The organism is Rhodococcus sp. NPDC127593, assembly GCF_042671975.1.
GTDB lineage: Bacteria > Actinomycetota > Actinomycetes > Mycobacteriales > Mycobacteriaceae > Rhodococcus_F.
The window spans coordinates 16053-39034 of sequence record NZ_JBHXWI010000061.1 but is presented as its reverse complement, the minus strand read 5'-3'; the positions used below and the strand labels follow the sequence as shown (position 1 = coordinate 39034).

At 66.7% G+C, this 22982-nt stretch carries 20 protein-coding genes; 16 read left to right on the top strand and 4 right to left on the bottom strand.

Annotated features, from left to right (window positions below):
- Nucleotides 1-38 precede the first annotated feature (38 nt).
- Nucleotides 39-2186 (bottom strand): FtsK/SpoIIIE domain-containing protein, encoded by a 2148-nt coding sequence (locus ACFVJ3_RS39620; RefSeq protein WP_378457262.1) that lies wholly within the window; start codon nucleotides 2184-2186, stop codon nucleotides 39-41.
- Nucleotides 2187-3343: 1157 nt separating this feature from the next.
- On the opposite strand from ACFVJ3_RS39620, the gene ACFVJ3_RS39615 reads away from it, so the two are divergent.
- The 9 genes from ACFVJ3_RS39615 to ACFVJ3_RS39575 all read left to right on the top strand — a co-directional run bounded on the left by ACFVJ3_RS39615 (nucleotide 3344) and on the right by ACFVJ3_RS39575 (nucleotide 14399).
- Entirely contained in the window at nucleotides 3344-3655 is a 312-nt protein-coding gene (locus tag ACFVJ3_RS39615) for a hypothetical protein (protein WP_378457261.1), read from the top strand.
- 44 nt (nucleotides 3656-3699) lie between these two features.
- Nucleotides 3700-4098: a hypothetical protein gene (locus ACFVJ3_RS39610; RefSeq protein ID WP_378457260.1), complete on the top strand. Its 399-nt coding sequence runs from the start codon at nucleotides 3700-3702 to the stop codon at nucleotides 4096-4098.
- Nucleotides 4095-7151 carry an ATP-binding protein gene (locus tag ACFVJ3_RS39605; protein WP_378457259.1) on the top strand — a complete coding sequence of 1019 codons (3057 nt, stop codon included), beginning with the start codon at nucleotides 4095-4097 and terminating at the stop codon, nucleotides 7149-7151. The genes ACFVJ3_RS39610 and ACFVJ3_RS39605 overlap by 4 nt, the downstream gene beginning before the upstream one ends.
- Nucleotides 7152-7177: 26 nt before the next feature.
- Entirely contained in the window at nucleotides 7178-9292 is a 2115-nt protein-coding gene (locus ACFVJ3_RS39600; RefSeq protein WP_378457258.1) for a hypothetical protein, read from the top strand.
- Nucleotides 9292-10122 carry a hypothetical protein gene (locus ACFVJ3_RS39595; RefSeq protein WP_378457257.1) on the top strand — a complete coding sequence of 277 codons (831 nt, stop codon included), beginning with the start codon at nucleotides 9292-9294 and terminating at the stop codon, nucleotides 10120-10122. The genes ACFVJ3_RS39600 and ACFVJ3_RS39595 overlap by 1 nt, the downstream gene beginning before the upstream one ends.
- Entirely contained in the window at nucleotides 10119-11720 is a 1602-nt protein-coding gene (locus tag ACFVJ3_RS39590; RefSeq protein WP_378457256.1) for a peptidoglycan DD-metalloendopeptidase family protein, read from the top strand. The genes ACFVJ3_RS39595 and ACFVJ3_RS39590 overlap by 4 nt, the downstream gene beginning before the upstream one ends.
- A gap of 332 nt (nucleotides 11721-12052) precedes the next feature.
- Nucleotides 12053-12640 carry a hypothetical protein gene (locus ACFVJ3_RS39585; RefSeq protein WP_378457255.1) on the top strand — a complete coding sequence of 196 codons (588 nt, stop codon included), beginning with the start codon at nucleotides 12053-12055 and terminating at the stop codon, nucleotides 12638-12640.
- 13 nt (nucleotides 12641-12653) lie between these two features.
- Nucleotides 12654-13241: a hypothetical protein gene (locus ACFVJ3_RS39580; RefSeq protein ID WP_378457254.1), complete on the top strand. Its 588-nt coding sequence runs from the start codon at nucleotides 12654-12656 to the stop codon at nucleotides 13239-13241.
- A 117-nt stretch (nucleotides 13242-13358) separates the two neighbouring features.
- Nucleotides 13359-14399, top strand: coding sequence for a DUF3068 domain-containing protein (locus tag ACFVJ3_RS39575; RefSeq protein ID WP_378457253.1), 1041 nt, complete (start codon nucleotides 13359-13361; stop codon nucleotides 14397-14399).
- On the opposite strand, the gene ACFVJ3_RS39570 is transcribed toward ACFVJ3_RS39575, so the two are convergent.
- On the bottom strand, nucleotides 14350-15759 hold the full coding sequence (locus ACFVJ3_RS39570; protein WP_378457252.1) for a cytochrome P450: 1410 nt from the start codon (nucleotides 15757-15759) through the stop codon (nucleotides 14350-14352). The genes ACFVJ3_RS39575 and ACFVJ3_RS39570 overlap by 50 nt on opposite strands.
- A 79-nt stretch (nucleotides 15760-15838) precedes the next feature.
- Here ACFVJ3_RS39570 and ACFVJ3_RS39565 point away from each other — a divergent pair, with 79 nt between their 5' ends.
- Both ACFVJ3_RS39565 and ACFVJ3_RS39560 read left to right on the top strand, forming a co-directional pair.
- Nucleotides 15839-16507: an ImmA/IrrE family metallo-endopeptidase gene (locus ACFVJ3_RS39565; protein ID WP_378457251.1), complete on the top strand. Its 669-nt coding sequence runs from the start codon at nucleotides 15839-15841 to the stop codon at nucleotides 16505-16507.
- 74 nt (nucleotides 16508-16581) lie between these two features.
- Complete coding sequence (locus ACFVJ3_RS39560; protein ID WP_378457250.1) at nucleotides 16582-17829, top strand: DUF6545 domain-containing protein; 1248 nt, start codon at nucleotides 16582-16584, stop codon at nucleotides 17827-17829.
- Here ACFVJ3_RS39560 and ACFVJ3_RS39555 read toward each other — a convergent pair.
- Both ACFVJ3_RS39555 and ACFVJ3_RS39550 read right to left on the bottom strand, forming a co-directional pair.
- The gene (locus ACFVJ3_RS39555) at nucleotides 17717-18172 is read right to left on the bottom strand and encodes a helix-turn-helix domain-containing protein (protein ID WP_378457249.1); all 456 of its coding nucleotides are present in this window, start codon (nucleotides 18170-18172) and stop codon (nucleotides 17717-17719) included. The two genes, ACFVJ3_RS39560 and ACFVJ3_RS39555, sit on opposite strands and share 113 nt — an antisense overlap.
- A 522-nt stretch (nucleotides 18173-18694) precedes the next feature.
- On the bottom strand, nucleotides 18695-19126 hold the full coding sequence (locus tag ACFVJ3_RS39550) for a helix-turn-helix domain-containing protein (RefSeq protein ID WP_378457280.1): 432 nt from the start codon (nucleotides 19124-19126) through the stop codon (nucleotides 18695-18697).
- 366 nt (nucleotides 19127-19492) lie between these two features.
- On the opposite strand from ACFVJ3_RS39550, the gene ACFVJ3_RS39545 reads away from it, so the two are divergent.
- From ACFVJ3_RS39545 to ACFVJ3_RS39525, 5 genes are all read left to right on the top strand, one after another.
- Nucleotides 19493-20191, top strand: a complete 699-nt coding sequence (locus ACFVJ3_RS39545) for a hypothetical protein (protein WP_378457248.1) — start codon at nucleotides 19493-19495, stop codon at nucleotides 20189-20191.
- 671 nt (nucleotides 20192-20862) lie between these two features.
- Complete coding sequence (locus ACFVJ3_RS39540) at nucleotides 20863-21153, top strand: hypothetical protein (protein WP_378457247.1); 291 nt, start codon at nucleotides 20863-20865, stop codon at nucleotides 21151-21153.
- Nucleotides 21150-21668 carry a hypothetical protein gene (locus ACFVJ3_RS39535; RefSeq protein WP_378457246.1) on the top strand — a complete coding sequence of 173 codons (519 nt, stop codon included), beginning with the start codon at nucleotides 21150-21152 and terminating at the stop codon, nucleotides 21666-21668. The genes ACFVJ3_RS39540 and ACFVJ3_RS39535 overlap by 4 nt, the downstream gene beginning before the upstream one ends.
- On the top strand, nucleotides 21665-21967 hold the full coding sequence (locus ACFVJ3_RS39530) for a hypothetical protein (RefSeq protein WP_378457245.1): 303 nt from the start codon (nucleotides 21665-21667) through the stop codon (nucleotides 21965-21967). Before ACFVJ3_RS39535 ends, ACFVJ3_RS39530 begins: the two co-directional genes overlap by 4 nt.
- 233 nt (nucleotides 21968-22200) lie before the next feature.
- The gene (locus ACFVJ3_RS39525; RefSeq protein WP_378457244.1) at nucleotides 22201-22458 is read left to right on the top strand and encodes a hypothetical protein; all 258 of its coding nucleotides are present in this window, start codon (nucleotides 22201-22203) and stop codon (nucleotides 22456-22458) included.
- Nucleotides 22459-22982: the final 524 nt, after the last annotated feature.

Here is a 22982-nt window from a genome sequence, read left to right as displayed (position 1 = left end):
GCTCCCTTTTCGGTGGTGGTGGATCGGGCAACGAGGGGTCACGCCGACGCGGCAACGAGGTCGGCTTCGGGGAGGACGACGACGCCGGTGGCGTCGAAGGTGATGCGGGTCTTCACGCGGCCGGTGCCGACGGTGAGGACGGTCTCGACGACGTCGCCCTTGGCGCCGCGGCGGACGTCGACCGAGTCGACGGTGACCGGGACGAGTTCGCCGTGGTCGTCGTCGACGAGGACGGTCTGGCCGGCCTCGACTGCGGAGGCCGGAATGACGTCCGAGAAGTCGTCATCGCCGGTGGGCGCGGCGTCCACAGTCGGCGACTCGGCGGACGTGTCGCCGGCGGTGGCGGCGGTCGCGCCGATGACGATCGGCTCGGGAGCACGGCCGTGCCTGCGTGCCCGCGTGGCCAGGGCGCGCTCGGACTCGATGAACGAGGCCAGCTCCCGCGAGTAGCAGGTGAACTGCGGGGCCTCGGTGGGCATGAGGCCGTCGATGATCGCCTTCTCGCGCTCGGCGAGCCGGTTCCACTTGTTGGGGTGGCGGTCGACGTTCGGGGTCCACCACATCTGCGCGTCGACCGGGTTGCCGTCGTCGCCGAGCGCGATGCCGCGGCCCTTGACGGAGGTGTCGACCTCGCGGCCCACGGTCGAATCACCCCACATCATCAGCGCGCCGTCCTGCGAGAGGTTGCCGAGGCTGATGCGGGTCCCGAAGTTGTCGCGCGCGTTACCGGACGCGCCGCCGAACAAACTGGCGTCGGGGCGCTGCACGCCGAGCAGCAGCCGGATGCCGGCCGAACGGGCGAGAACGGCGAGGTCGGCCCACGCACCGAGCGGGTCGAGTTCTTTGAGCTGCTCGCGGGTCTCGTCGTCGCCGGTCTTGGCCAGGCGCTGCCACTTGCCGGAGAGAATGAAGAACTCGTCGAGCACCGCGATCATCAGCGGCAGCTGCGAGCCCTCGATCTTCATCTGGTGGAGGTAGGCGTTGCGGGCCATCATCTCGGTGTGCAGCGCGCGCACGAACATCGCGGCACGCAGGGCGTCGTAGATGATCGCGCCGCAGCCGGGGTAGCCCTCCAGGCCGTCGAGTTCGATCATCTTCGGATCGACGCCGACGAACGGAACTCCGCGGCGTGCGGCCTCGGTCAGCAGGGTGCGGATCACCGATGTCTTGCCGCCACCGGTCGGGCCGACGATCAGGCAGTGTGGCTTGTTGGAGCTGGTGGAGACGTCCCAGTACATGATGCGGTCCGCGGCGCCGGTCGCATACGGCAGGTGGCGCAGGTTTTCGTCGACCAATGCGAGCGGGTGGTCGACGCGATCGGGCATCGCGGTGACCAGACGCATCACCAGGTGGCCCTTGTCGGGGTACCAGTCGGTGGTCCAGTTGCGGCCGGACTCGTGCGGCCCTGCCAGGGAGGCGAGGGCCTCGTCGACCTTGACCTGGAAGCCCTTGGCGCCTGCGTTCATCGACTTTTCGAACGCGATCCGGTAGCCGGTTTCGATGCCGGCCTCGTCGACAGTTTCGGCGGTGACCTTCGGGCCGGTGAAGATCGACGTGTCGTCGAGCGCGGACTGGAGTGTCCGCTGACGGTCGGAGCGGGTGTCCGGGGTGATGGTCTTCCGGGCGATGATGATGCGGTCGTGGTGGGCCTCGTGGCGGACCTTGACCTTCCACTTGTCATTGCCGGGGAACGCGGCCACGATCGCGCGGGAGAGCTCCTCGAACTGTTTGGGTCGAATGATGGTGCCGCGGTGCAGTGTGATCCTCGCGCGGCGGATCACACGCCACCCGGATGGGAACGAGACGGCGACCTTCTTCGGCAGGTGTCCGGTGGCCTGTCGGACCACCGATTCGAGCATCTGCGACCACCTGTGCGTGCGGTGGCGCAGGACGTCGACGATGACGAGCAGGGCAGCGGCGGCGACGAGCAGCACCCGGTAGTCGTGCAGTGTCGTCAGTACCTCGACGACCGTCTCGTTGTCGGCGGCCGCCGGCGTCAGGCGCGGGGAGTACACGGCAACGCCCGCGGCGGCGACGGCGATCGGCGAGAGCGGGGTGAACCGGCGGATGCGCGTCGGTTGGCCGTCCTCGCCGACCTGGTTGCCGCGACCGTCGGCGGAATCGCCGAAGATGTCGCGACACGTCGCGACCAACCAGTCCTTGAGTGGGTCGTGATTTCCGCTCACCGCCTGTTCCTTTCGATCGTTTTGAGCCTGAACGCCGTCCGGGGAGGCGTCGTTGAGCACAGTGACAGGAACCCGCGATTTTCCTCAACGGGGTGTCCCCCCTCGTGTGGCCGACCCCGGGGGTGCGACGAACACCGCTCTCGCGCCGATCTCCAGGCCGGATTGCCGAACCCTCAACGTGTTCACCTCGCACCCTGGCGGGTGCCGTGTTCACCGCCTGCGTGCACGGTGGTTGCATCGGCCCGTCGACCACTGCGCCGGGGCGCTCTGTCGATCACTGTGCGGCACGCTCGTTCGAGCGCTCTTCCGGGGCGTTCACCGAGTGCTCTACGGGGCAGTGTGAGGCGCGGTTTTCAGCGCTCGCGGCAGTGCTCTTTCAAGTGCTTTTCGAGCGCTTCGCCACGCGCCTCTATGGGCGGGTGTTCCCGCTCGATCGAGCGGTGTTGTGAGCGCTGCGGAACGCGTCGACACGCGTGGCGGTGAGTGCTCGCCGACGGTGCTGCTTCGAGCACTGCGTATAGCGTTCGACATGGGCGTTCCGAATCATGTTGGCGCTGAGCGTAATTCTGGATTACACTCCCCCCAAGGAACGCCGGGGGGAGTGGCCCCGGAGGGGGGTGGCGTGGGAGGCGCTTTTTCGAGCGGTCGAATCCACCGCCGAAATCCATCGCCGCATCCGGCGCCGGTTTCACCGCGCATCTGAGCGCTATCTCCACGCACCGGCTCACTGGGTGCTCGATCCGCTCGCTGCGGACCTGCCGCGACAGCCCGTCCGGGCGCAGCCTCCGACGCCACGTGCGCACACCGCCCGACCCCACGCTTGTAGAGCCTGTGTGCGTACCCATATCCCCTACACCCCATAGGGTCCTGATCGCCGCGACGACACACGGGCCGCCACCATCGGGCGAATCACCGCGGGGGAATCCCCTCACCCGCCTGGTTACCGGCTGACCCTCGAGGTCGTGCGGGCCGCGCCGCGCCGCCGCTGCGCGCCCGTCGCGGGAAAGACATTCCCGATGCCGCACAGCTCCGTTGGCCTGCGCCGATGACCCGATCCCGGCGCGGACACCCCATTGAGATGAAAACCGAGATCGACTTACGGTCGTGCGCATCCACATTCAGATGCACCTACCGAATCTCAGCGATGGAGAGTGCTCATGTCCCTCACGTCCGCAGTCGTCGAACTGGCGACCACCCCACCCGGAAGCGTCGACGTACTCGCCCAGGACACCGAAGTCTCCACTGACAGCCTGCGCGCGTGGATCGGAGACAACATCATCTTCACGATCCTCGCCCTGATCGCGTGCGTCGTCCTCCTCGGCGGCCTGCGCGGCAACCTGTCGAAGGTGTTCACCGTAGCCGGCCTGTCGCTCGTCGGTATCGCGTTCTTTTCCCTCGCGAGCAGTGAGAGCGCCGCGACCGGCATCGGTAACTGGATTCTCGGCCTATTCGGCATCCGAGTGGTCTGACCTGCCGTGCCCGATCACCAATCGACGATCGACGGGAGCCGACTGTGATCGACAACGACGACCTGCTGCACCGGGTGGATCAGCACTACCTCGGCCCGACCGGGTTCACCCTGCCGGTCCGGATTCGGTACGCGGCGCTCGGACTCGGGGCCGCGTTCATGGTCACCGTCTTCGTCGTCGCCCGCGGCGTCGTGCACGTGCCGCTGGGGTTCAAGTCCCTCGTCGTGATGGTCGTCATCACCGTCACGCTCACCGCGCGGGTGACGAAGTTCGTCAACGCCGACCGCCCGGTCCGGTCGGTGGTCCGGGCCGCGTGGAACGACCTGAACGCACCGCGCCCACCGAAGCCCGGCCAGACCGTCGTGCTCCGCATTCCCGCCATTTCCCGCGCTGCCGGCAGCGCGCATGCCATCACACCGATCGAAGGTGAGTCCTCCCGATGACTTTGCAGCCCGACAACGAGATCGCCGCACTGTTCGATCCGAACTTCGACGAGCCCGAGCCGGCCATCGTTGCGCCCGGTGCGTTGCCGCCATCGTGGGCGGCGGCGATGGCGGCGAACCGAGCGGCCGCCACACCGGCCCCGGCCCAGGAATTGGCATGGTCACAGGCTCCGAACAGCAACATCGCAGCCCCCGCACCGGCCGTGGTCCCCTCCCCCGCACCTGACGCGGAGCCAGAACCCACCGCGAAAGGCACGCGGCGCGGAAAGAAGCGCCGCCGCCGCGCCGACCCGGAGGCGGAGTTCACCCGGCAGGCCGCGGCGGCGAAAAAGCGCGCCGACCGCGAACGCAAGGCGGTGCGGCTCGCGCTGGTCGGGGTGGAGGGCAACGTCACCCGCACGCGCCGGCAGTCGACGGCGTGGTTCGTGCAGCCGCCAGGGCCGTGGAACATGCGTCCGGTCGGCAAGCAGCGCCGCTACATCCAGAACGAGGGCCTGGTCGTGGCGAACCTCGCCGAGGCCGGTGTGACGGGGCTGCACCGGCGGCTGGTGCGCACACCGTGGCCGGTGCGGCAGTGGGCGCAGGCGCATGACGGGTGGGCCGATCCGATCCCGGACGTGCCGGGTGCGTTGTCGTGGGCGGATTACCTGCGCGGGCAACAGCATGCGATGTTGTGGGGCAACCCGACCCAGAAGGGCCGCTACTGGGGCGTGGAGCTGCCGCGGCGCTCGGTGCTCGCTCAGGGGCTCGACACGGTCGGGCAGTGGCTGGTTCCTGTCGTCGACTGGCCACTGCTGGGCACGTTCGCTCAGCTGTGGCGCACGTGGGCGCGCGATGCGTTCCTGGGCGAGCAGAAGGGGATCGCGGACCATCTCGCCACGATCGAGCGGCACCTGTCCGGGCAGGGCGTGAACGCCAAACCCGCGACCCCCGCGCAGATGGACTACCTGCTGCTGCGTTCGGCGACACTGGGGCTGCCGCTCGATGCGGACGGTGTGATCTGCGGCGGCGGCGACTGGGAAGAATCCGACGTCGCCGCGCTCGAAGACCTCACCACCCTCGAGCTGACCCCCGGCGACGGCTACACCACGGTGCGCGGGCAGGTCGGCGGCCGGGACTACACCGGCTACGCGATCGTCCTGACGGTCGGGCGCATGGCGCCGCTGCCGATCCCGGAGAAGATGCTGCCGTGGCAGGTGATCGGCGATCCGTCCGGCGAACCCCTCGAATGGTCCGAGCGGATCTCGCTCAAGACCAAAGGGCAGACGCTGCGCAGTCTGCGCCGACTGACCTCGAAGATCGAGGCCCAGTTCGACCACTACACCGTCGAACACGACCAGTCCCCGCCGCAGGAACTTGCCGAACAGCACGCACTCGCCCAACGGGTGATCTCCGACATCGAGGAGGACCACTCGGGCCTGTCGGTACGCACCGAGGGCTGGTACCGCGTCCTCGTCGTCGGTTCGTCGCCGGAGGAGGCCAAGGAGAAAGTCGCGCTGCTGCAGGAGATGTACGCGCCGCGGATTCGCCTGGAACCCGAGCACGGCCAGTACCAGCTGCTGCGCGAGTTCATCCCGGGTGAGCCGCTGGCGAACATCGCGCACTGCCGGCGGATGAACGTCGAGGCACTGTCCGCTGGCATGGCCGCGGTCGGGGACCGGATCGGTGACCGCACCGGTGTGGTGGTCGGGCAGACCGCGTCGATCGCTCCGCGGCCCGCGGTATGGGATCTGTTCGCCGCGCACGAGAAGAAGCACAAGTCCGGTCTGACTCCGATCGTCGCGGTGCCCGGCTCGGGTAAGACGTTCCTCGCGGGCATGCTCGTCTACCAGGCGGTGCGTGCGGGCGCCTACGGTGTGGTGCTCGACCCGTCGGGGCCGCTGAAGAAGCTTGCGCAGCTACCCGAGTTCCGGGGTGTCGCCGAGGTGCAGGCGCTGACCGGTCGCACCTCGCGTCCGGGATCACTCAACCCCTACCGAGTGATCGTCGACCCCCGGCGCGAGGATCCGGAGTACGACCCGTCCAATCCCGACTACACCGACGACGCCGATCCGGTCGCCGCCGCACAGTCGCAGTACGAGGCGGATCTGCGAGCCGCGGAGGCGGAGCGGATCTCGGTGGCGGTGTCGGTGCTGAAGATGATGCTCACGCCGTCGCGACTCGAGCACCAATGGACCGAGACGGTCCTTCAGACCGCGGCGAACATGGTCGGCGGCGACCGCCGCCACAACCTGAGCGAAGTCCTCGCCGCCATCGCCACGATCGGCGAAGGCAAGGACGAAACCAACGTCGACCTGATTTCCTGCGCACGGTCCCTCCACCAGGACCTGGCGATGATGTCCCAGCTCTCCGAGGCTCGCGTGCTCTTCCCGGAGGAGGGAACCATCGGCGACGGCGAGGACGTCGACCGCACCGTGCGCCTGACGGTCCTGACTATGCCGGGCCTGCAACTACCCCCGGAGGGCACCGACCCGGCACAGTGGACCCCGCAGCAGCGGATGGCCGGCCCGCTGATGCATATGGCGGCGTGGATGGCGAACCGGCTCGTCTACGAGCTGCCGCGTTACGAACGCAAGGTGCTCTTTCTCGACGAGAACAAATACCTCGAGCAGACCGGCGCCGGACGCACCCTGAACCTGCGGATCGCCCGCGACAGCCGGAAGTTCAAGGTTCGTGCGCTGGTGTGCTCGCAGCTGCCCGACGACTACCTCGGCGTCGACGGCACCGACGACAAGTCCGCGCTGACGTACGAGGTGATCATCGGTGACCTCGGCGGCAACGCCCACGCGATCGAGGGCGCGCTCACACTGCTGAACCTTCCGCTCGGTGAGGGCTACGAGTCACTCCTGGCCGGGCTCGGCGGCGGCGGCGAAGACACCCTCGACGAGGACACCGACACCGAGCACCTGGACCAGGCCCGCCGGTTCATCGTGAAGATGGCCGACGACATCGAGCTGATCCGGTCGGACTGGACGCACTACGTGCACCTGGCCCACGTGTTCGACGCCCTGGACTCGCGAGCGACCCGCGCCGCAATGGGGGGTGGGGTGTGAGCCCGTTGCGGCCCCGAGTCGCACGGATGGACCGTTTACCTTTCCCGCGCCGTTTCGGGTGGCGTACGGGGCTGGTAGGGCGGGTTCTGGTGGTGCTGATGCTGGCCGCGGTGTCGCTGATCGGACTCGGTGGCGCTGTGGCATCGGCCGGCGGGTTCGACTGCCAGGAGGTCCCGTCGCCGGAGTTCCCGAACGAAGTTATCGAGACCACCTTCGACTCGACCAGCGCCGACCGGCCGACCACCGGCGGCACCGGCTATCAGACCTACGGGTGGGCCGGGCTCGAGTGGCACACCTACGACCTCGGCTGCGGCGCGGACCTGGTCAAGGCGCCGGGTGCGGTCGGTGACACCACCCTGGGTAACACGTTCTTGACCATCGGCAAGACTATGGCGGCGGCCGCGTTCTGGCTCGACGACCAGACCAAGACCGGCCAGGACGCCACGCAGGCCGGGGTGACTCCCGCGCTGGAGCGGTTCGACCAGATCGTCTTCTCGATCACCGAGGGCATGCGGGGCCTCTACGGGCAGTGGGTCGGCATCGGCCTGGTCGTCGCGGCCTCGGTGATCCTGTGGAAGGCCCTGAAAGCCGACACGGCCGGGGTCACGAAGACCGCGGCGATCGCCGCGGCTGGGCTCGCGCTCGGGGCGTTGATGGTCGGGGCTCCGCAGAAGGCGCTCCAGGTGGCCGACGAGACGTTCGGGTCACTGATCACCGAGACCCAAGACCAGATTTTCGCGGTGCAGTTCGGCGACGACGGAGGCACACTCGCCGGCGGCAGCACCGACCCCCGCAACGTGCTGATCGACAAGGTCTTCCTCGACGACTGGCGCAAGGGCTGGTTCGGCCAAAACTACGACCCGGAGGACAAGGACCAACTCGGGCCGAAGCTGCGGGATGCGCTGGCGTTCAGCTATGACCAGCAGAACACGGTGAAGGACGACCCGAAGGCCCAAGCGCAACTCGCCGAGGAGAAGGCCGACCAGTTCCGCGACATCGTCTCCAAGCTGGAGACCGACTACCAGCTCTCCTACTACCAGTTCCAGGGCAAGGACTCCGGCCGCACCTCCACCGGCTTCATGGGCATGATCAAGCTGGCCATGCCGTCGCTGCTGTGGATCGGCGCGTCCCTGCTGAAGCTGACCGCGCTGCTGGCGATCCGGTTCGCGGTCCTGTTCGCCCCGATCTGGATTCCGGTCGCGATCGCCTACGGCGGGTGGCTGACCCGGGTGATGCGCATGCTCGCCTCGGCCTACCTGTGGGGCGTAGCCGGCTCGGTAATCGTCGCGCTCTACCTGATGGCGCTGGTCCAGCTCTACGTCGACTCGAACGGGGCCGTCGACGGGTCCTGGCGACTGTGGTTCATGGTGCTGCTGACCGTCGTGTGCTGGGCGATCCTGCGGCCGTTCAAACGGATGAGCCAGACGTTCACACAGAACAGTGCGAGCATGGTCAATCGCAAGGCCCGAAGCGCCAAGAAGTCCATCAAACGCAAGGCATTCGACGCTGCGAGCTTCGCGGTCGGCGGGCCGGCGCAGGCGATCGCGGAGAAGGCCGCCGAGCGTTTCGCCCGTCGTGGACGCGACGGACATGAGGACGACGACGGGGCGAGCACGGTCACTCGGCCCGAGGGTCGCGCGCTGGGCAACCGCCGCCAGCAGGCGCTCACGCAGTCGCGGGCCGATGCCCGGAAGGCGCAGGGGCTGGGCCGGGTCGCACGCCTGGGCCAGGCGCCCGACACCGGGATCGAGCGCGATGCACGTATCGCCGGGATCGCTGCCGTGGCCAGCCGCGACATCGCCCGCGGCAAGGGTGGGGTCGACGATATGGACGCCGATCGCGCGGTCAGGTCCGGCGCCGCGGCGTGGAAGTGGTTCGACCAGAACGAGGCCGACAACCTCGTTCAGGATCGCCGGGCCCGCAAGGAACTGCTGACCGCCAGCGTCGGGCAGCGGTGGGACGGCGGCGACCGCTCGGCCATCGCCCCGATGAAGGTCTACACCCCCAACCGCGGCCAGCGAGGGGCACCTCACGCCACCGCGCCCACGCCGCACCACTCACCGGCGAAGGCGCCGCCGAACGCGAAGGTATGGAACGCCGCCGCCCCCACCCACACGACACCTGAGGACCGGTACATCTGATGTCGTCATCCGGACCAAACCCTGTCCTCGCACCGATTCGCCGATGGGTGCTCTACTCCCGCACCCACCTGGCGATCACGGTGGCCGGCACAGTGGCGCTGCTGTTCGCCGCCGGCGCGGTCTTCGGAGAGACCCCTCCGCCGCGGGCAGTCGCCCACGACGCCGACACCACCGTCGAATCAGTCACGCCCACGGAGACGATCAGCTACGACCTCGACGAAGTGAGCGAGTCCCTGGTCGCCGCCAAGACCGCAGCCTGGGCCGCATCCATCGCGCCCGCCACCGCAATGGCCTACGCGCACGCCTTCGTCGACACCACACCGTCGGATGCGATGTGGGCCAGCACCATCGGCCGCCACACCGCCGACAAGCCTGGAGAGTACGTCGTAGCGGCCAGGCCGCGGACCCCGGTGGTCATCACCGGCCCCACGGTCAGCACGCTCACCGACGGGCCCGACGGCACGAAGACCGCGCGGGTGACCGTTCCGACGCAGGCCGGGGACCTGCGGATCACGCTCACCGTCGACGAGGTCAACGGTGAGAAGCGGTGGGTCGTCGACACTCCCCTACCGACCCTCGACCTCTCCGAGGTCGAGACGATCGCCCCGGCGACCACCACGGTCACACCGCGCAAGTCGACGACACCGACCACCAGCGCGGCCGAAACGACACCGTCGCAGCCGACATCGAGCCCATCGTCGACGGCGCCGCAGCCGATGTTCGATCTCGACGAACCGGCAACCGCCCCGAGCCGCGGCAACGACCCGACGCCGGTTCCCGGACCGATTCCGATCCCGGAACTCGACACCCCGATCCCGGGGGGACGGTGAACATCCGCCGCGCACGGAGGGCGCTGCTGCTCACCGGCACCATCGGCATCCTCATCGGGACATCGGCCTGCTCACTGGGCGCACCGGTTATCCCGAGAGACCCGTGCCGGACCGTCATCTCCGACAGCACCGACGGCGTCGGGTCGATCACCGAGGACCTGACGCTAACCGTGTCAGGACCAATCCGTCTGCCGGTCGAACCCGGGACCACCACGTTCACCTCCGGATTCGGTGAGCGCTGGGGAGCCCAGCACCAAGGAGTGGACCTCGCCGGACCGGTCGGCACAAAGATCCTCGCCGCGCTCGACGGCAACGTCGTCAAAGCCGGGGACTCAGGCGAAGGGCCCGGGGTCGGGTTCGAGAACTGGGTGGTCATCGACTCGAACGTCGACGGCAAGCCCGTGAGCACCGTCTACGGCCACATGTTCGCCAATGGAATTCACGTCAAACCGGGTCAGCAGGTCAAGGCAGGCGACCACATCGCCGACATCGGCAACGCCGGCGGATCGACGGGCCCGCACCTGCACTTCGAGTACTGGCAGGGCGGCCGGTTGCAGGGCGGAACGGCCCTCGACCCCCTCACCGTCCTACCCGACATCGCCAAGCAGAACGGCACCAGTGGAGGCGACCCCAGCACCGCCAGCAGCAGTCCCATCCAACTCGTGGCCGCATCCCGGTCCACGGCTGACTGCTCCGGCTTCGGCATGGCCGGCGGCGGCGAGCTGGCATTCGGGATCGTGCCGGCCGAGTTCGAGCCGTGGCTACGCCGCGCCGGCAGTGCCTGCCCTGAGATCGACGCTCCGTTGCTCGCCGCACAGCTCCAGCAGGAGAACGGATTCCGGCACGGCCCCCATGCGCCGGTGTCGGAGACCGGAGCGCTGGGCCCCGCACAGTTCATGCCCGGCACCTGGGCAACCTGGGGTAAAGACTACGACGGCGACGGGAAGGCCGACCCGAACTCCATCGGCGACACGGTGATGTCGCAGGCGCACTTCATGTGCGCCCTGTACCAGGACGTTTCCGGTTACATCGCCGGCGGCCAGGCCAGGGGCGACCCCATCGAGCTGACGCTTGCGGCTTACAACGCCGGTCCCGGGGCCGTGCAGAAGTTCGGCGGTATCCCACCCTTCGCCCAGACCGAGAATTACGTCCCCAAGATCTTGCAGGCCCGTGCAGGGTTCACCAATCCCAATGCCCGCGGCCGATTCATCCCCAACGCGTCCGGTGACAGCAGCCAAGTCGTCACGGCTGCTCGCGAATACCTTGGTACCCCGTATGTGTGGGGCGGTGGCGGAACTGGCGGACCCTCCGGCGGCGGGTTCGACTGCTCCGGTCTGACCTCGTACGCCGTGCACGCGGCCAGCGCAGGCAAGGTCACCCTCCCCCGCACCTCGGAACAGCAGTGGGGTGTCGGCACCGAGATCCCTATCGACCAGGCCAAGCCTGGCGACCTCGTCTTCGGCAGCTGGGGCCCGAACGGGCCTGGTCACGTGGGTATATACGTGGGCACCGGTCAGATAATCCACGCCCCCACGCCGGGCGATGTCGTCAAGGAAGCCCCACTCCAGGAAGGGATGAAGGCCCGTCGCGTGATGTAGGGGAACGTGCCATCTCCGCAGAAATAGGTTCTCACACTACTTTTCGCTTTCACACCGATTCTTAGTCAATCTTACGTATACGCAGAACGGGTGGGAATCTGCGCAGATTGTACGGCACTCCCGACTAGCTTGCGAAATTTACCGAGCGGGTCACGGGGAGGAATTCTCCTCCCGCCCCACCCTTGTCGGGTGTTTCGCCTCCGCCGCACGATGCACCATGAGCTGCCGTGATCGATGTCGTATCCCCGCTCCGGACCACCCATTCGGAGTACGGGGGACGTGTCATTTATCGTGGTGAATGGCCAAATTCGGCCACTGGGAGGGAGAATGATGTGAGGGCGCGAAAGCTCGTCATCGTGGTTCTGGTGGTCGCTGTCATCGGATTCCTGGCCTACACGTATCTCTCCCGAACCAACGATGACGAGGACTCGGCGAGCGTGGCGGCGTCGACGACCACCAGCGCGCCCACGACCACGCCGGCCATGCCGCCGGCCGATGTCGAGACCGCCGATCTGCCGACTGCCTCCCGCGACGCTGAAGAGGCCGCTCGACAGGGTCTGACCGTGGCGTTCACCTGGTACCCGGCCACCGACACCACCCAGAACGACGCATATGGGCGGGCCCGAAACTGGCTGACCGGCAAGCTCGCCGACCGCATGATCATCGATGCCCGCACCGAGCGCGGGCCTGGCGTGCAGTGGGACGAGTGGGCGCAGCAGCAGGCAAAGGTCATCGCCGACGTCAGCGTCGAATGCTCCGGCTGCCCCGAGGACACCGACACCGCCGTCCACCGCGTGGCCACCATCAAGCAGACCGCGGTCGCCGGCAGCAAAACCGATACGGTCAAACCTGACACCACGGTGTGGGTCACCGTTGTCCGCGAGGGCGACCACTGGCTCATCGACGACATACGCTACTGACCCGGAGGACCCCGTGACCCGCAAGAACGTTGCCGCAGTACTGATCCCCGCATTTCTCGCCGTGGTCCTGACCGCATGCAGCAGCGATGAGTCGACGACCACCACCCCCGCCAGTGCACCGATAGTGTCCACGACGGTGTCTGTGTTCGGCACCGACGAGTTCATCGCCAACCGGCTGCGCCGCTCATCTACAACGATCGTCGAGACAGTGGAGGAACGCGGCGGCACACCAGAACAGGCAATCGCTGCTCTCGTGTCCAGCGAAGCCGAGACGGGCTGGCAATCCGGACTGCGGATGTCCCCGCCGGCAACGGACATCCGGGACATCTACGGCTGGCGGCTCAAGTACAACCTTCCGGCCGACTCCGCTGAGGTAGTCGTTGCCGCCACCAACACATTCATGGACAACGCCGCCACCGCCACCGTCACCGCCAGCGCCGACGACCCGGCTGCCTACGCCCTCGCGGTACAGCAGGCAGATCCACGTGGGTACAACGAGAAGGAGCACTTCTACAAGAAGGGTGAGACCGCAGCCACCGAGTACGCAGCCGCCCTACCCAAGGCCCAGGCCGTATACGCCGAACTCCGCGGAACGCAGTAGATGCCGCACCCACGCCCTACAGGGGACGTGTCATCTTGCAGGTCAACTGAACTATCCGCTGCCGGTCGACGAGTACTTGGCGACAACACCGCAGCAGAGCAATGATCCGAGGTTTCAATGCAGTCCCGCTTCCGTACCGTCCTACCGAGCGTGCTCGTAGGGGTGGGCGTCTTGCTTCTCACCATTGCCGTGTTGGTCCCGACCTACGCAGCCCCTCGGATCAAGAAGCTGCCCCTGGACCTGGCTGTCACAACGATTTCCACTGCCGAGGCGACGGTCGTCGACTCGGTCGCGCTGGCGATGGGTCGTCCGAAGGTCGAGACCGGTGTTCCGGTCATCGCGCAGCGCCATGTGACGGTGCAGGATCCGGTCGACTCGGAGATGGCGACGATCGAGGCCGGATTGACGATCCGCCGGACCGACAAGAGCGGTGACTCGGGCCTGCTCAGCGCCAGCATCGACCGGGTTTCGGTGGACCGGGCCACCGGGATGCCGACCGGTGATGTCGCGACGATCCAGACCAGTCCGACCGAGTCGGCTGTCGAGGTGCCGAGGGAAGGGCTTCAGTACAAGTTCCCGTTCGGAGTGGAGAAGAAGAGCTACTCCTACTTCGACCTGAACATGCGCGAGAGCTTCCCCCTCGACTTCGTCGACGAGACCGAGATCGAGGGCGTGCCGGTCTATCACTTCAGCCAGACGGTCGGACCGTCGGACACGATCAACGCGCTCGGCGCCCCGGGCACGGAACTCACGCTGCCCGGCACCACGTGGGGAATGGACACCCCGGAACCGGTGACCATGCACCGGATCTACAGCACAGTTCGCGACCTGTGGGTCGAGCCCGTGACCGGCCTGGTACTCGACGGCCGCGAGAGCGTGCGGCAGGCATGGGGGCGCACGTCCGACGACCAGTACCTGATGCCGTTCCTCGCGATGACCACCGGATTCGACGAAGCAACGCGGGCAGAACAGGTCGACATGGCGACGCAGTATCGACGGATGATCCAGTGGGGCACGGTCTACGGACCGATCGGCGCAGGCGTCCTCGGGGCAGCGCTGCTCGGGGCAAGCGTCGCGCTCGGTGTTCGGGGCCGGCGGGGTCCGGCGGCTACTTCGCCGGGGCTGGAGCCGACGCGTCTGCTCCAGCCCGCCGAGTGATCGAGAGCCGGAACCCGGCCGGCTTGAGCGTCATCTGCTCCGCGATGTCGAGCATGTAGTCGGGGTCGGCAGCGAAGTCGTAGCGGTGCAGGATCGTGGCGAGCGCCAGGATCATCTCGTGGTAGGCGAACTGCCGGCCGATGCAGGCGCGGAGGCCGGTGCCGAACGGCTTGTACCCGTGGCCGGGCCGCGCCCGAACCTCCTCCGACTGGAAGCGGTCCGGCCGGAACTGGTCGGCGTCGTCGCCCCACACTGCCGGATCGCGGTGTACCTGTTGCAGGACCACCATCAACCACTCCCCCTGCTTGAACGGGTAACGGCCATCGAGCACGGTGTCCTGCTTGGCCTCACGGAAGTAGCCGGGCGAGGCCGGCCACAGCCGCATCGTCTCGTCGATCACCCGGCGCACGGTCCGCAGCTTCGCGACCTCCTCGAACCGCACCGCGGCGTCCGTCGACCACAGCTCGTCGACCTCGGCGCGCGCCTTCGCCGCCTCGTCCGGGTGGGTGGCCAGCAGGTACAGCGCGAAGGACAGTGCCGAGGCGGTGGTCTCGTGACCGGCGACGAGGAAGGTCAGGATCTGGTTGCGGACGTTGCGGGCGTCGAGCTGCTCGCCCGTCTCCGGGTCCTTCGTGGTGAGCATGAGATCGAGCAGGTCGCGCGGCTCGTCGTGCGGGTTGGCCTGCCGGTCGGCGATGACGTCGTCGACGACCTTGAACATGTAGTCGACGTTGCGCTGGTGCTGGCGGGTTCGCCCGGTCAGGGCGTCGACGACCTTGCGGCCCGGGACCGGGACGCCCTGGGCCTGAACGTATTCGAGCATGTCCTTCAGCGCGGGCAGGAACGGGTCGACCTCGCTGCGGCCGAACGAGTCGAACCGGTAGCCGAATCCGCAGCGGCCGATCGTCTCCAGGGCGAGCTTGGTCATCTCGGCCGCAACATCGACGTCCCCGGAGGCCCCGTCCCACGCACTGCACATCTCGTCGACGACCTGGACCATCGTGTCGTGGTACGAGCGCATCGACGACTGGGTGAACGCCGGCGCGAGGATCGCGTGGGCCTTGTGCCAGTTCGGCTCGTCGTTGTACGCGGTGAACAGGCCGTCCTCGGCGATCGGGCGCAACAGCTGAAGCGGCCGCGGCACGGCCTTCTGCCAGGTCGCGTCGTCGTTTGCCTCGTCGGCGATGTCTGCGCCGCCAACGAAGGTCAGCCGCATGCCGAGGATCCGCCGCTGGTAGATCGGGCCGATCTCGCCGAGAATCCGGGCGGTGTTCTGCATCGGCTTGACGGGGTCCAGACCGATGATGTCGCCGATCAACGGCACTCGCTTCGGCGGATGGGGCGGGCGTAGGACACCCATCGGTGGCTCCTTCGGTCGGGGTGGAGCGCTCGTCATCCGAACAACGGGCTGGCCGAGCAGGTCGTTGCAGTGTAAGTGTATGAGCCCCGACCGCTTCAGTTCGTTCGCAGGGCTAGACTTCATCGGGTCCAGAACCGCCAGTTCGGAGGGCTGCGGTTTCATCACATCGCATCGGGGGTGCTTGATGCGCAGTAGAGTACCGGCGCGCGCGGATACAGGCGTGCGTGGGCAGCTGTTGCCTGTGGTCGCCAGTCTCGGGCTTTCACGGAAATGGTCGGTCAGCGAGGCGATCGCCGCCGCGAGCCGGGTGACCGGCCGCAGGATCGTCGTCGAGACGATGGACCCGGCCGTCTATGCGGCGCAAGGCGGTGCGACGGCATGCGGGATGACCGTACGCAACTTCGGTGTCGACACGATCTACCTGCGGCCGACGAATTCGCTCGCGCAGAAGAAGCAGAATGTCGGCCACGAACTCGGCCACATCGTGCTCGACCACCTGGAAGCACCGATCGAGACCGAGGACTTCGACGCGCACGAGTTCGCCAGCCAGCTGTTGGGGATCGACATCCCGCGCGATGTGACGGCGAGGGCGCTCGCACGCGTGAACTCGATGTTCTCAATCCCGGATGCCAAGCCCCGGTTCGGCACTCGGAACGAATTCGAGGCCGAGGTGTTCGGCACGCTGCTGGTGATGAAGCCCGACCTCCGTGCTGCGCGTGAGCGGCCCGCGGCGTTCAGGTTGTTTTGAGAAGCATTCGCAGACCCGCGCACTTCCGGCTACGTCGACTCTCCGACGGGGACGGTCCTCGGCGAGTTGCGCAGGTGAGCACCGTCCTGTTGGCGGTCTTCGCGCTCGTCGCCGTCATCGTGCCCTCGCCGTACCGCCCCGTGTCGGACCTCCTATGGGACGCCGGCTACGTCCTCATGGTCGCGATCATCGGCCTACGGCTACTGCTGGTGAACGACCTTCCGTTCGACCGGACCAGCAATCGCGCGGCCGCAGCAGCCGGCTTCGTTGTTGTCCTGTGCGATCCCACCGTCGCGCTGCTCGTCAGTCATGTGCTCCCTGGGGGCGCTCCCCAACTCACCGATCTGTGGCACGCGATCTTCATCTACACCTGTTTCGTCCTGATCGCCCTGGTGCTCCAGTTGGATCGGCCGGAGGAGGACGGCACGCGCCGAATAGGTCTCGGGTTCTACGCGATGCCGGCCGCGATCGTCGCGGTGCTGCTGGCGCTCAGCTACCCCAGCGTCGCGAGCGGACGGGAGATGTACCAGAGCCCCGACTGGAGGTTCGCGGCCTACTTCGTCACCTACGCGCTCGTGCCGATCGCGCTGTGCGCCGTCGCTCTGTGGGTGTTCGCGTGCCAGGTCAAGCGAACGGAGGGCATGAGGGACTGGCTCGGAGTCGGGGCGATTCTGGCGTGTGGGCTGATTGGTGCCGTCAGTGTTGCGAGCATCGCATTCGGCGCCGTCATGATGGCGCGCGGCACGGCCAGCAGGGAACTGGCGTCGGCCACCATCTCGCGCGTGCACGGCCTGTTCATGCTGCCCTTTGTTCTCGTGGTGCTGTTGTCGTTCCTTCCGAGCCTGAAGGACGCTCTTCAGCGGTGGTGGATCGAGCGTGAGGTTCAGCTTCTGCGGCCGATGTACGAGGACTGCACGAGGGCCATCCGCGATGTGGTGCTCACATTGGAAGATTCCGAGTTCGACGCTGAGGAAGAGCTGCACCGCATGAAGGTCGAGATCGCCGACGCGCTGCTCGAGCTCACCCCTCGAATCGAACCCCTACCCGACTCGGTGCATACGAAGAAGCGAGGCGGGTACCTAGGACGGTATGCCGTCGAACTGGTGTTGACTACGCGAGCGATAGCAGCAGGCGAAGAACGTGAAGTTACTGACCGAACGCCGCCCGCGGATGTGGATCCGTCACGGATTGCCGAGCACTGGCTGAAGGCTAGGAAGATGGCCGATCGGATCGGCGAGGGCCATCGGGCATCCGCTCCAGAAGCTCCAGCAGCGCCTCAACCGCATCCGGACCGAACTGAGTTCCGTCAGCCCCAGCCTTGATCCCCCGAGCGGCCACACTCGTCACACCGGTGCGTTGCAGCTCCGCGACCAGGCGGGCGTGCCGCTCGATGTCGTCCTGGGTGTAGGCGGGCCTCTCGCTCGGTGTGCCGCCGGCGAGCACCGACGCTGCACTGCCGGGCGCCCAATCGAGCCCCTGGTCGATCTTCGCCAACGTCGTACCCGTCGGGCGCGGCTTCAGGCCCCGCTCAATACGGGTGAAGCTCTTCGGACTGGGGCCACCACGCTCAGCAACTTGCTCCTTCGTCAGAGCCAGCTCCTCACGGCGCGCGGACATGAACGTGCCCAGCCGTACGATCTCGGGACTGCTCAGAACATCACCCATGACCAGGGATAGTACAGGCGTCAACCCCCAGGTTGTGCGCCACGACCGTTTGCAACCCGCAAATTAACCGACACATGGTCTTTGTTTTCCCGATTTTATTCCGATACGGTGGCCATCATGCGTCCAGGAAATCCACCTGGGCCGGGCGCCGAACCGTCGGCGCACCTCCGGCCTTCGTTGCGAGCACTGCGGGTCGACCGCAGGGTCGTCATGACTGGAACTCGCCCGCTGTCACCAGAGGAGCCTTGTGGCTACGCCGGCGTGCCGGGCTCACGGGTCTCGCGCACGCTTGTGGGCAGCACGAAGCGCATCCGTCGCAATCCCCCAGGACCGAACAGAGCCTCGCCGCCACCTCATCGGCCAAGCGAGCTTCCCCCCGCTCGATCGCGCCGACCATTGCGGTGCTCACACCAGCTTGTGCGTCGAATGAACACTCACATCGCTTACTGCACCACCACGGTCGCCAACACCCACGCACCGTACGACTGGAACCGTTCTCTTCGCATCCGCGACGCCCGAGGGCTATGCAGGAGCGCCGGCGGCGCGGGTTCGCACCCGCTCGTAGCTTGCTCGCAGCTCACTCTCTGTAATTCCGAGCGCATCGGAGAGCTTCGCAGCGACGTTGCCAGACAACGAGATGACTCCACGTTCGACACTGCTGACGATCTGCGTGGCTACGCCCGCCTTCGCCCCGAGCTGGGGTTGCGTAAGCCCCAGGAGCACCCGCCAATCCCCCGGGTAACGCTCATCTGCCGGAATGTGTACGACATCGGCAATCTCGACCCCCAGCGCTTCGACGACCTTGGCGAGCAGGTCAACCTGCGGAGAGGTTTCCCCTTGCTCCCATCGTCGAATCGTGTCCGCTCCTATGCGTGCGACACGGGCCGCTTCCATTTGGGAGATACCCGCGGTACGCCGCGCTTCGCGCAGAGACACGGGACTGAACCCGCGCATAACACGTCGGCTCACAGACCGAGTCCTCCTAGAGAAGTCATCATTGCTAGACACTGTGCAGTCCTCTCGATACGATGCGCACATCTGAATGTGATTAAACAAGTATGAATAGATGCCAGGAGATGTGGGGGAATGTCAGTCAGAAGTGAACGATCCCCCGGCTGTTAGCGCAGCCGGGGGACCATCCAGAGCAGCAAGTCGACTGTTAGCGCAGTCGGACAAGCCATGAGACCAGCGGGTTAGCGGCCCGCGGCCTCGAATGCAGATCGGAGCCTGCAAATGAACACGTTAGATGGTGCTGGTGCTCTACGCCTAGCGACTGCAAGTTCTCATGCTGGTCGGGAGAAGGTCGACGGGCACGATCGCGTGACCGACGGCCCTAGCCGCGAGACCCTGGCCAAACACCGTCCGAACCATGACCACACGGCCTGCACGGCATGTGGGTTCGTCTACACCCCTGCCCGCCCGCTGTGCCGGTCCGTCGCTGGCGCTCTGCGCGAGCTGTCCACGGGCGCCCTCCGGCCCCAGGACCTGTCTCTGGGCCACTACACGACCGGTCGGCTCCGCGCGATGATGCGCGAGCACACCGGCGAGGGCCGGTGCCGGCGGTGCGGGTTCGTCTACGCCGGTCAGGTGCGTCTATGCCCGACGTCGCGGCGGATCACCGCCGAACTCGAGACTCGCGGCAAGGCACCCGTGACCCAGCCCCACACAGGTCAGGGGCTGTGCGCAGGTAAGGGCTCCGGTTGGACCGTCACCAGCACAAAGGCCGCGGTGTGGAAGCGTGCGATGGCGGCCTGCTCGGTGTGCCCGCTGCTCGCGCAGTGTGAGACGCAACTGGAGGACAGGCTCGCTTCCGGTGTGAAGGTCCGCGAGCAGATCATGGCCGGACGGCTGTTCACCGTCACCGGCCGCGAGGTCGAAGCCGCTGGGGTCGATGCATTCGCAGTTGCCCGGGGGCGGACGAAGAAGAAGCAGCAAAAGCCCCGGGCACCAATCCCGGCCCCTGCTGCTACTCCGGCTCCGGCGCGGCAGCTCGCGCTCTTCGAGAACGGGGCGGCATGACGGTCCGCTCGGGTTTCGGCCTGTTCGACGCGCTCGCACAGAATGCCCTCGAACTACCGACCAGCGGCAACTCAATCCTGAGAGGCGTCCTCGAGATGAGAGTGGTCCCCCCAGCGGTTTGCAGCAGCCGGGGGGGACCGAACACGATGCCAGTCCAGCTGACCGATACAGCCGGAAAAGCCGTGCAGTGACGGGTTGCCGCCCGTCACTGCAAATGCAGAAATGAGTGCTCTGCGATGACCACGATAGTTGGCGCGTCTGCTACGCGCCTAGCTGCTCCTACCACCGTCAATACTGATCCACAGCATGTTCTCGCCGTTCACAGACGCATTAACGGACAGTGCTCCGGATGTGGGCACACCCAAACTCCGGGCCAGCCGCTCTGCTCCGCAGCCGCTCGCGCACTTCGCATCCTCGCCGGCCGCGGCACCCGATCGGCTCACATTCGAGCGCTCGCCGACCACTCCGACAGAGAGCTGTTTCGGTTGGCCGACGAGCACACTGGTGATCATCGTTGCCGCCGCTGCGGTTTCTTGTATTCGGCGACTGTTCGGTTCTGCCCGACGTATCGCCGCATTCGTGACGTGCTTGAGTCCCGCCGGCTGGTACACATCACCCCAAGCTCCTCCCCCGCTCATGGTCTCTGCGCCGGCAAGGGGTCAGGCTGGACAGTGACGGGCATCGATCTCTCATCCTGGCGTAAGGCCATGGATATCTGCTCGGCCTGCCCGCTCCTCAGGAAGTGCAGAGAGGAACTGAACACTCAACTCGAACTCAGCCAGCGGCCCCGCGAACAGATCGTCGCGGCCCTGCTCTTCACCACCACCGGACGAGCCGTCACCCGCGCCGAACTCGACGACTATGCGATCCGCCGCGGCCGCAGTGCCCGCACCGACCGCCCCGCCGCATCATCTCGACGAGGCCAATCACGTGCCGCCAGAATTCGCGAGGTCGCAGCATGACGTCACTCGTCGACCAGGTCTATCTGATGGCCAACGGACATGCAATGACTCCCGCCACCGAAGGGCCAGCGGAGATCCGCTGGAACTGGTTCGCAGACCTTTACGCCAACCCGCGGTGGGGGCTTGTCACTATCCCGGGCTTCACCCCGGCGGCCGCGCACGCCGTGGCCGGACTGTGCCGGGCGACGGCTCTCGGTCCCACAGCTGACGCCGCCGAGGTTGCGGTCAGCGCACTCACGGCACGCTGGCAAACCATCGATCGCCTTGCCGCAATCAAAGGTGGCCGCGCACGATCCGAGGCCGCCGACTACGCCTGGGCTGCAGTGTCGGATTCCGCTATCGACGCCTACGACTACCTGGCCGGCATCGAGTACAGCGGTGCCGAGACCGTCTCCTGCGCGTTCTGGGCCCAACTCGCCACCCAACCCTCCGAAGTCGCGGAGGCCCGCATCAACGCCGCTATCGATGCCTGGGAGGCCCGTTTTCAGGGTTCGGCGACAGGAGTCGCAGCATGACCACCGTCAGTGCTGTCGACTTCCTCGGGCGCCAGTGGGAACTCGTCCCGATGCAGGATGTCATCTGCGCCAGGATCATTGCGGACGGCGTGACGACACCTACCGTGCTTTCCGAGCAACTTCTCGCCGAATGTCCTCTGGTGATCTCGACTGACGCGCTGACCCTGAGTGTGGGCGCCCGAGAGAAGCTTGCCGATGTCGTCGACTTGGTCGTGACGAACCCTGAAACGGCTTCCATTGAACAGATCCGTGAGGTCGCTTCGCTCGCCCGTCTACTTCTCCACCGACATCCCGCGTAGCAGTACAGATTCAGCGCGCTTCAGAGCAGGGCAAATCGGTCCCGATCACCCCAATCTTGTCGCGCCCTCACTAGAAGCGGGGTCGCTAAAACCCGCGGCCAAGTCCGTTCAGTCCTGATACGCCGAATCGTTCACGAAAGGCAGTCACCTTCGATGACCACTTCAGTCACATGCGACACACCGAAGAGCGCCGGTTACCCGTATCGGTTACAGGTTCGATCTAGGGTTTGCTCATGGCACAGCACAACAAGGGGCCCCGCGGGCAGATCGCTACCCGCGCGCCCCTCAGACACCACAAGGTTTACGAGAGTCGGGCAGCCGAACTCGGCATCCCTGCTGGCGACTACTCCGTGCTTATTCTCGCCATCACGCACGGACTGGACATCCCGGATTACATCAGCGAGAAACTTCAACCGGAACAGCTCCGGCTACTTGAAGTCGAAGCTGCGGGGTCGCTGCATCGCATCGAGCAGTTGGCGATGGGCGCATGAACGACACCTAAACACGGAACAACCCCCAGGGCTTGGCGGCGTCGGGGGTTGTCCGTCTATGAAATTTCGGGACCTTACCAGCTCCCTGACCACCACTACCTCGAAAGGAAGAGGCGGTGCTTACTCGATGATAACGCACGGCCGCAACTCTGGCCCGCCTGCGAATCTCCAGTCAGTCACGTGTCTGTCTCAACGAGACCACATGCCGGCTACGGCGCTCCCTCACGCTCAAGAACACTGCGACGGCGCTACCCCCGTGTTGGCTTACCAGGGCGCCCATTACGCGACGGAATCTGCGGGTTCTGAGCTGCGACTTCCGGTGCCGCTTGTGCGCGCACCGGCCCTTCTAGCTGAGGAGGGCGGTGGGCCTGGCGAATAGCGCATCGGAACTAACTCGATAGCTAATTCAAGAGCAGCGGTACCACCCAAAGGGACCCCCGGGCGGGGGTGGGTTTAGTCAATGAATCCCACTGGGAGGACTGGCAGGTCCTCCCGTCTAGGGCGATCGTCTGGCAGGACGGTCA

What these genes read in the sequence shown, in the direction of transcription:
- ACFVJ3_RS39615 (WP_378457261.1), top strand. Translation starts at nt 3,344, where the DNA reads ATGTCCCTCACGTCCGCAGTCGTCGAACTGGCGACCACCCCACCCGGA.
- ACFVJ3_RS39605 (WP_378457259.1), top strand. Translation starts at nt 4,095, where the DNA reads ATGACTTTGCAGCCCGACAACGAGATCGCCGCACTGTTCGATCCGAAC.
- ACFVJ3_RS39600 (WP_378457258.1), top strand. Translation starts at nt 7,178, where the DNA reads ATGGACCGTTTACCTTTCCCGCGCCGTTTCGGGTGGCGTACGGGGCTG.
- ACFVJ3_RS39595 (WP_378457257.1), top strand. Translation starts at nt 9,292, where the DNA reads ATGTCGTCATCCGGACCAAACCCTGTCCTCGCACCGATTCGCCGATGG.
- ACFVJ3_RS39575 (WP_378457253.1), top strand. Translation starts at nt 13,359, where the DNA reads ATGCAGTCCCGCTTCCGTACCGTCCTACCGAGCGTGCTCGTAGGGGTG.
- ACFVJ3_RS39570 (WP_378457252.1), bottom strand. Translation starts at nt 15,759, where the DNA reads ATGGGTGTCCTACGCCCGCCCCATCCGCCGAAGCGAGTGCCGTTGATC.
- ACFVJ3_RS39565 (WP_378457251.1), top strand. Translation starts at nt 15,839, where the DNA reads ATGAGCCCCGACCGCTTCAGTTCGTTCGCAGGGCTAGACTTCATCGGG.
- ACFVJ3_RS39555 (WP_378457249.1), bottom strand. Translation starts at nt 18,172, where the DNA reads ATGGGTGATGTTCTGAGCAGTCCCGAGATCGTACGGCTGGGCACGTTC.
- ACFVJ3_RS39550 (WP_378457280.1), bottom strand. Translation starts at nt 19,126, where the DNA reads ATGCGCGGGTTCAGTCCCGTGTCTCTGCGCGAAGCGCGGCGTACCGCG.
- ACFVJ3_RS39535 (WP_378457246.1), top strand. Translation starts at nt 21,150, where the DNA reads ATGACGTCACTCGTCGACCAGGTCTATCTGATGGCCAACGGACATGCA.
- ACFVJ3_RS39530 (WP_378457245.1), top strand. Translation starts at nt 21,665, where the DNA reads ATGACCACCGTCAGTGCTGTCGACTTCCTCGGGCGCCAGTGGGAACTC.
- ACFVJ3_RS39525 (WP_378457244.1), top strand. Translation starts at nt 22,201, where the DNA reads ATGGCACAGCACAACAAGGGGCCCCGCGGGCAGATCGCTACCCGCGCG.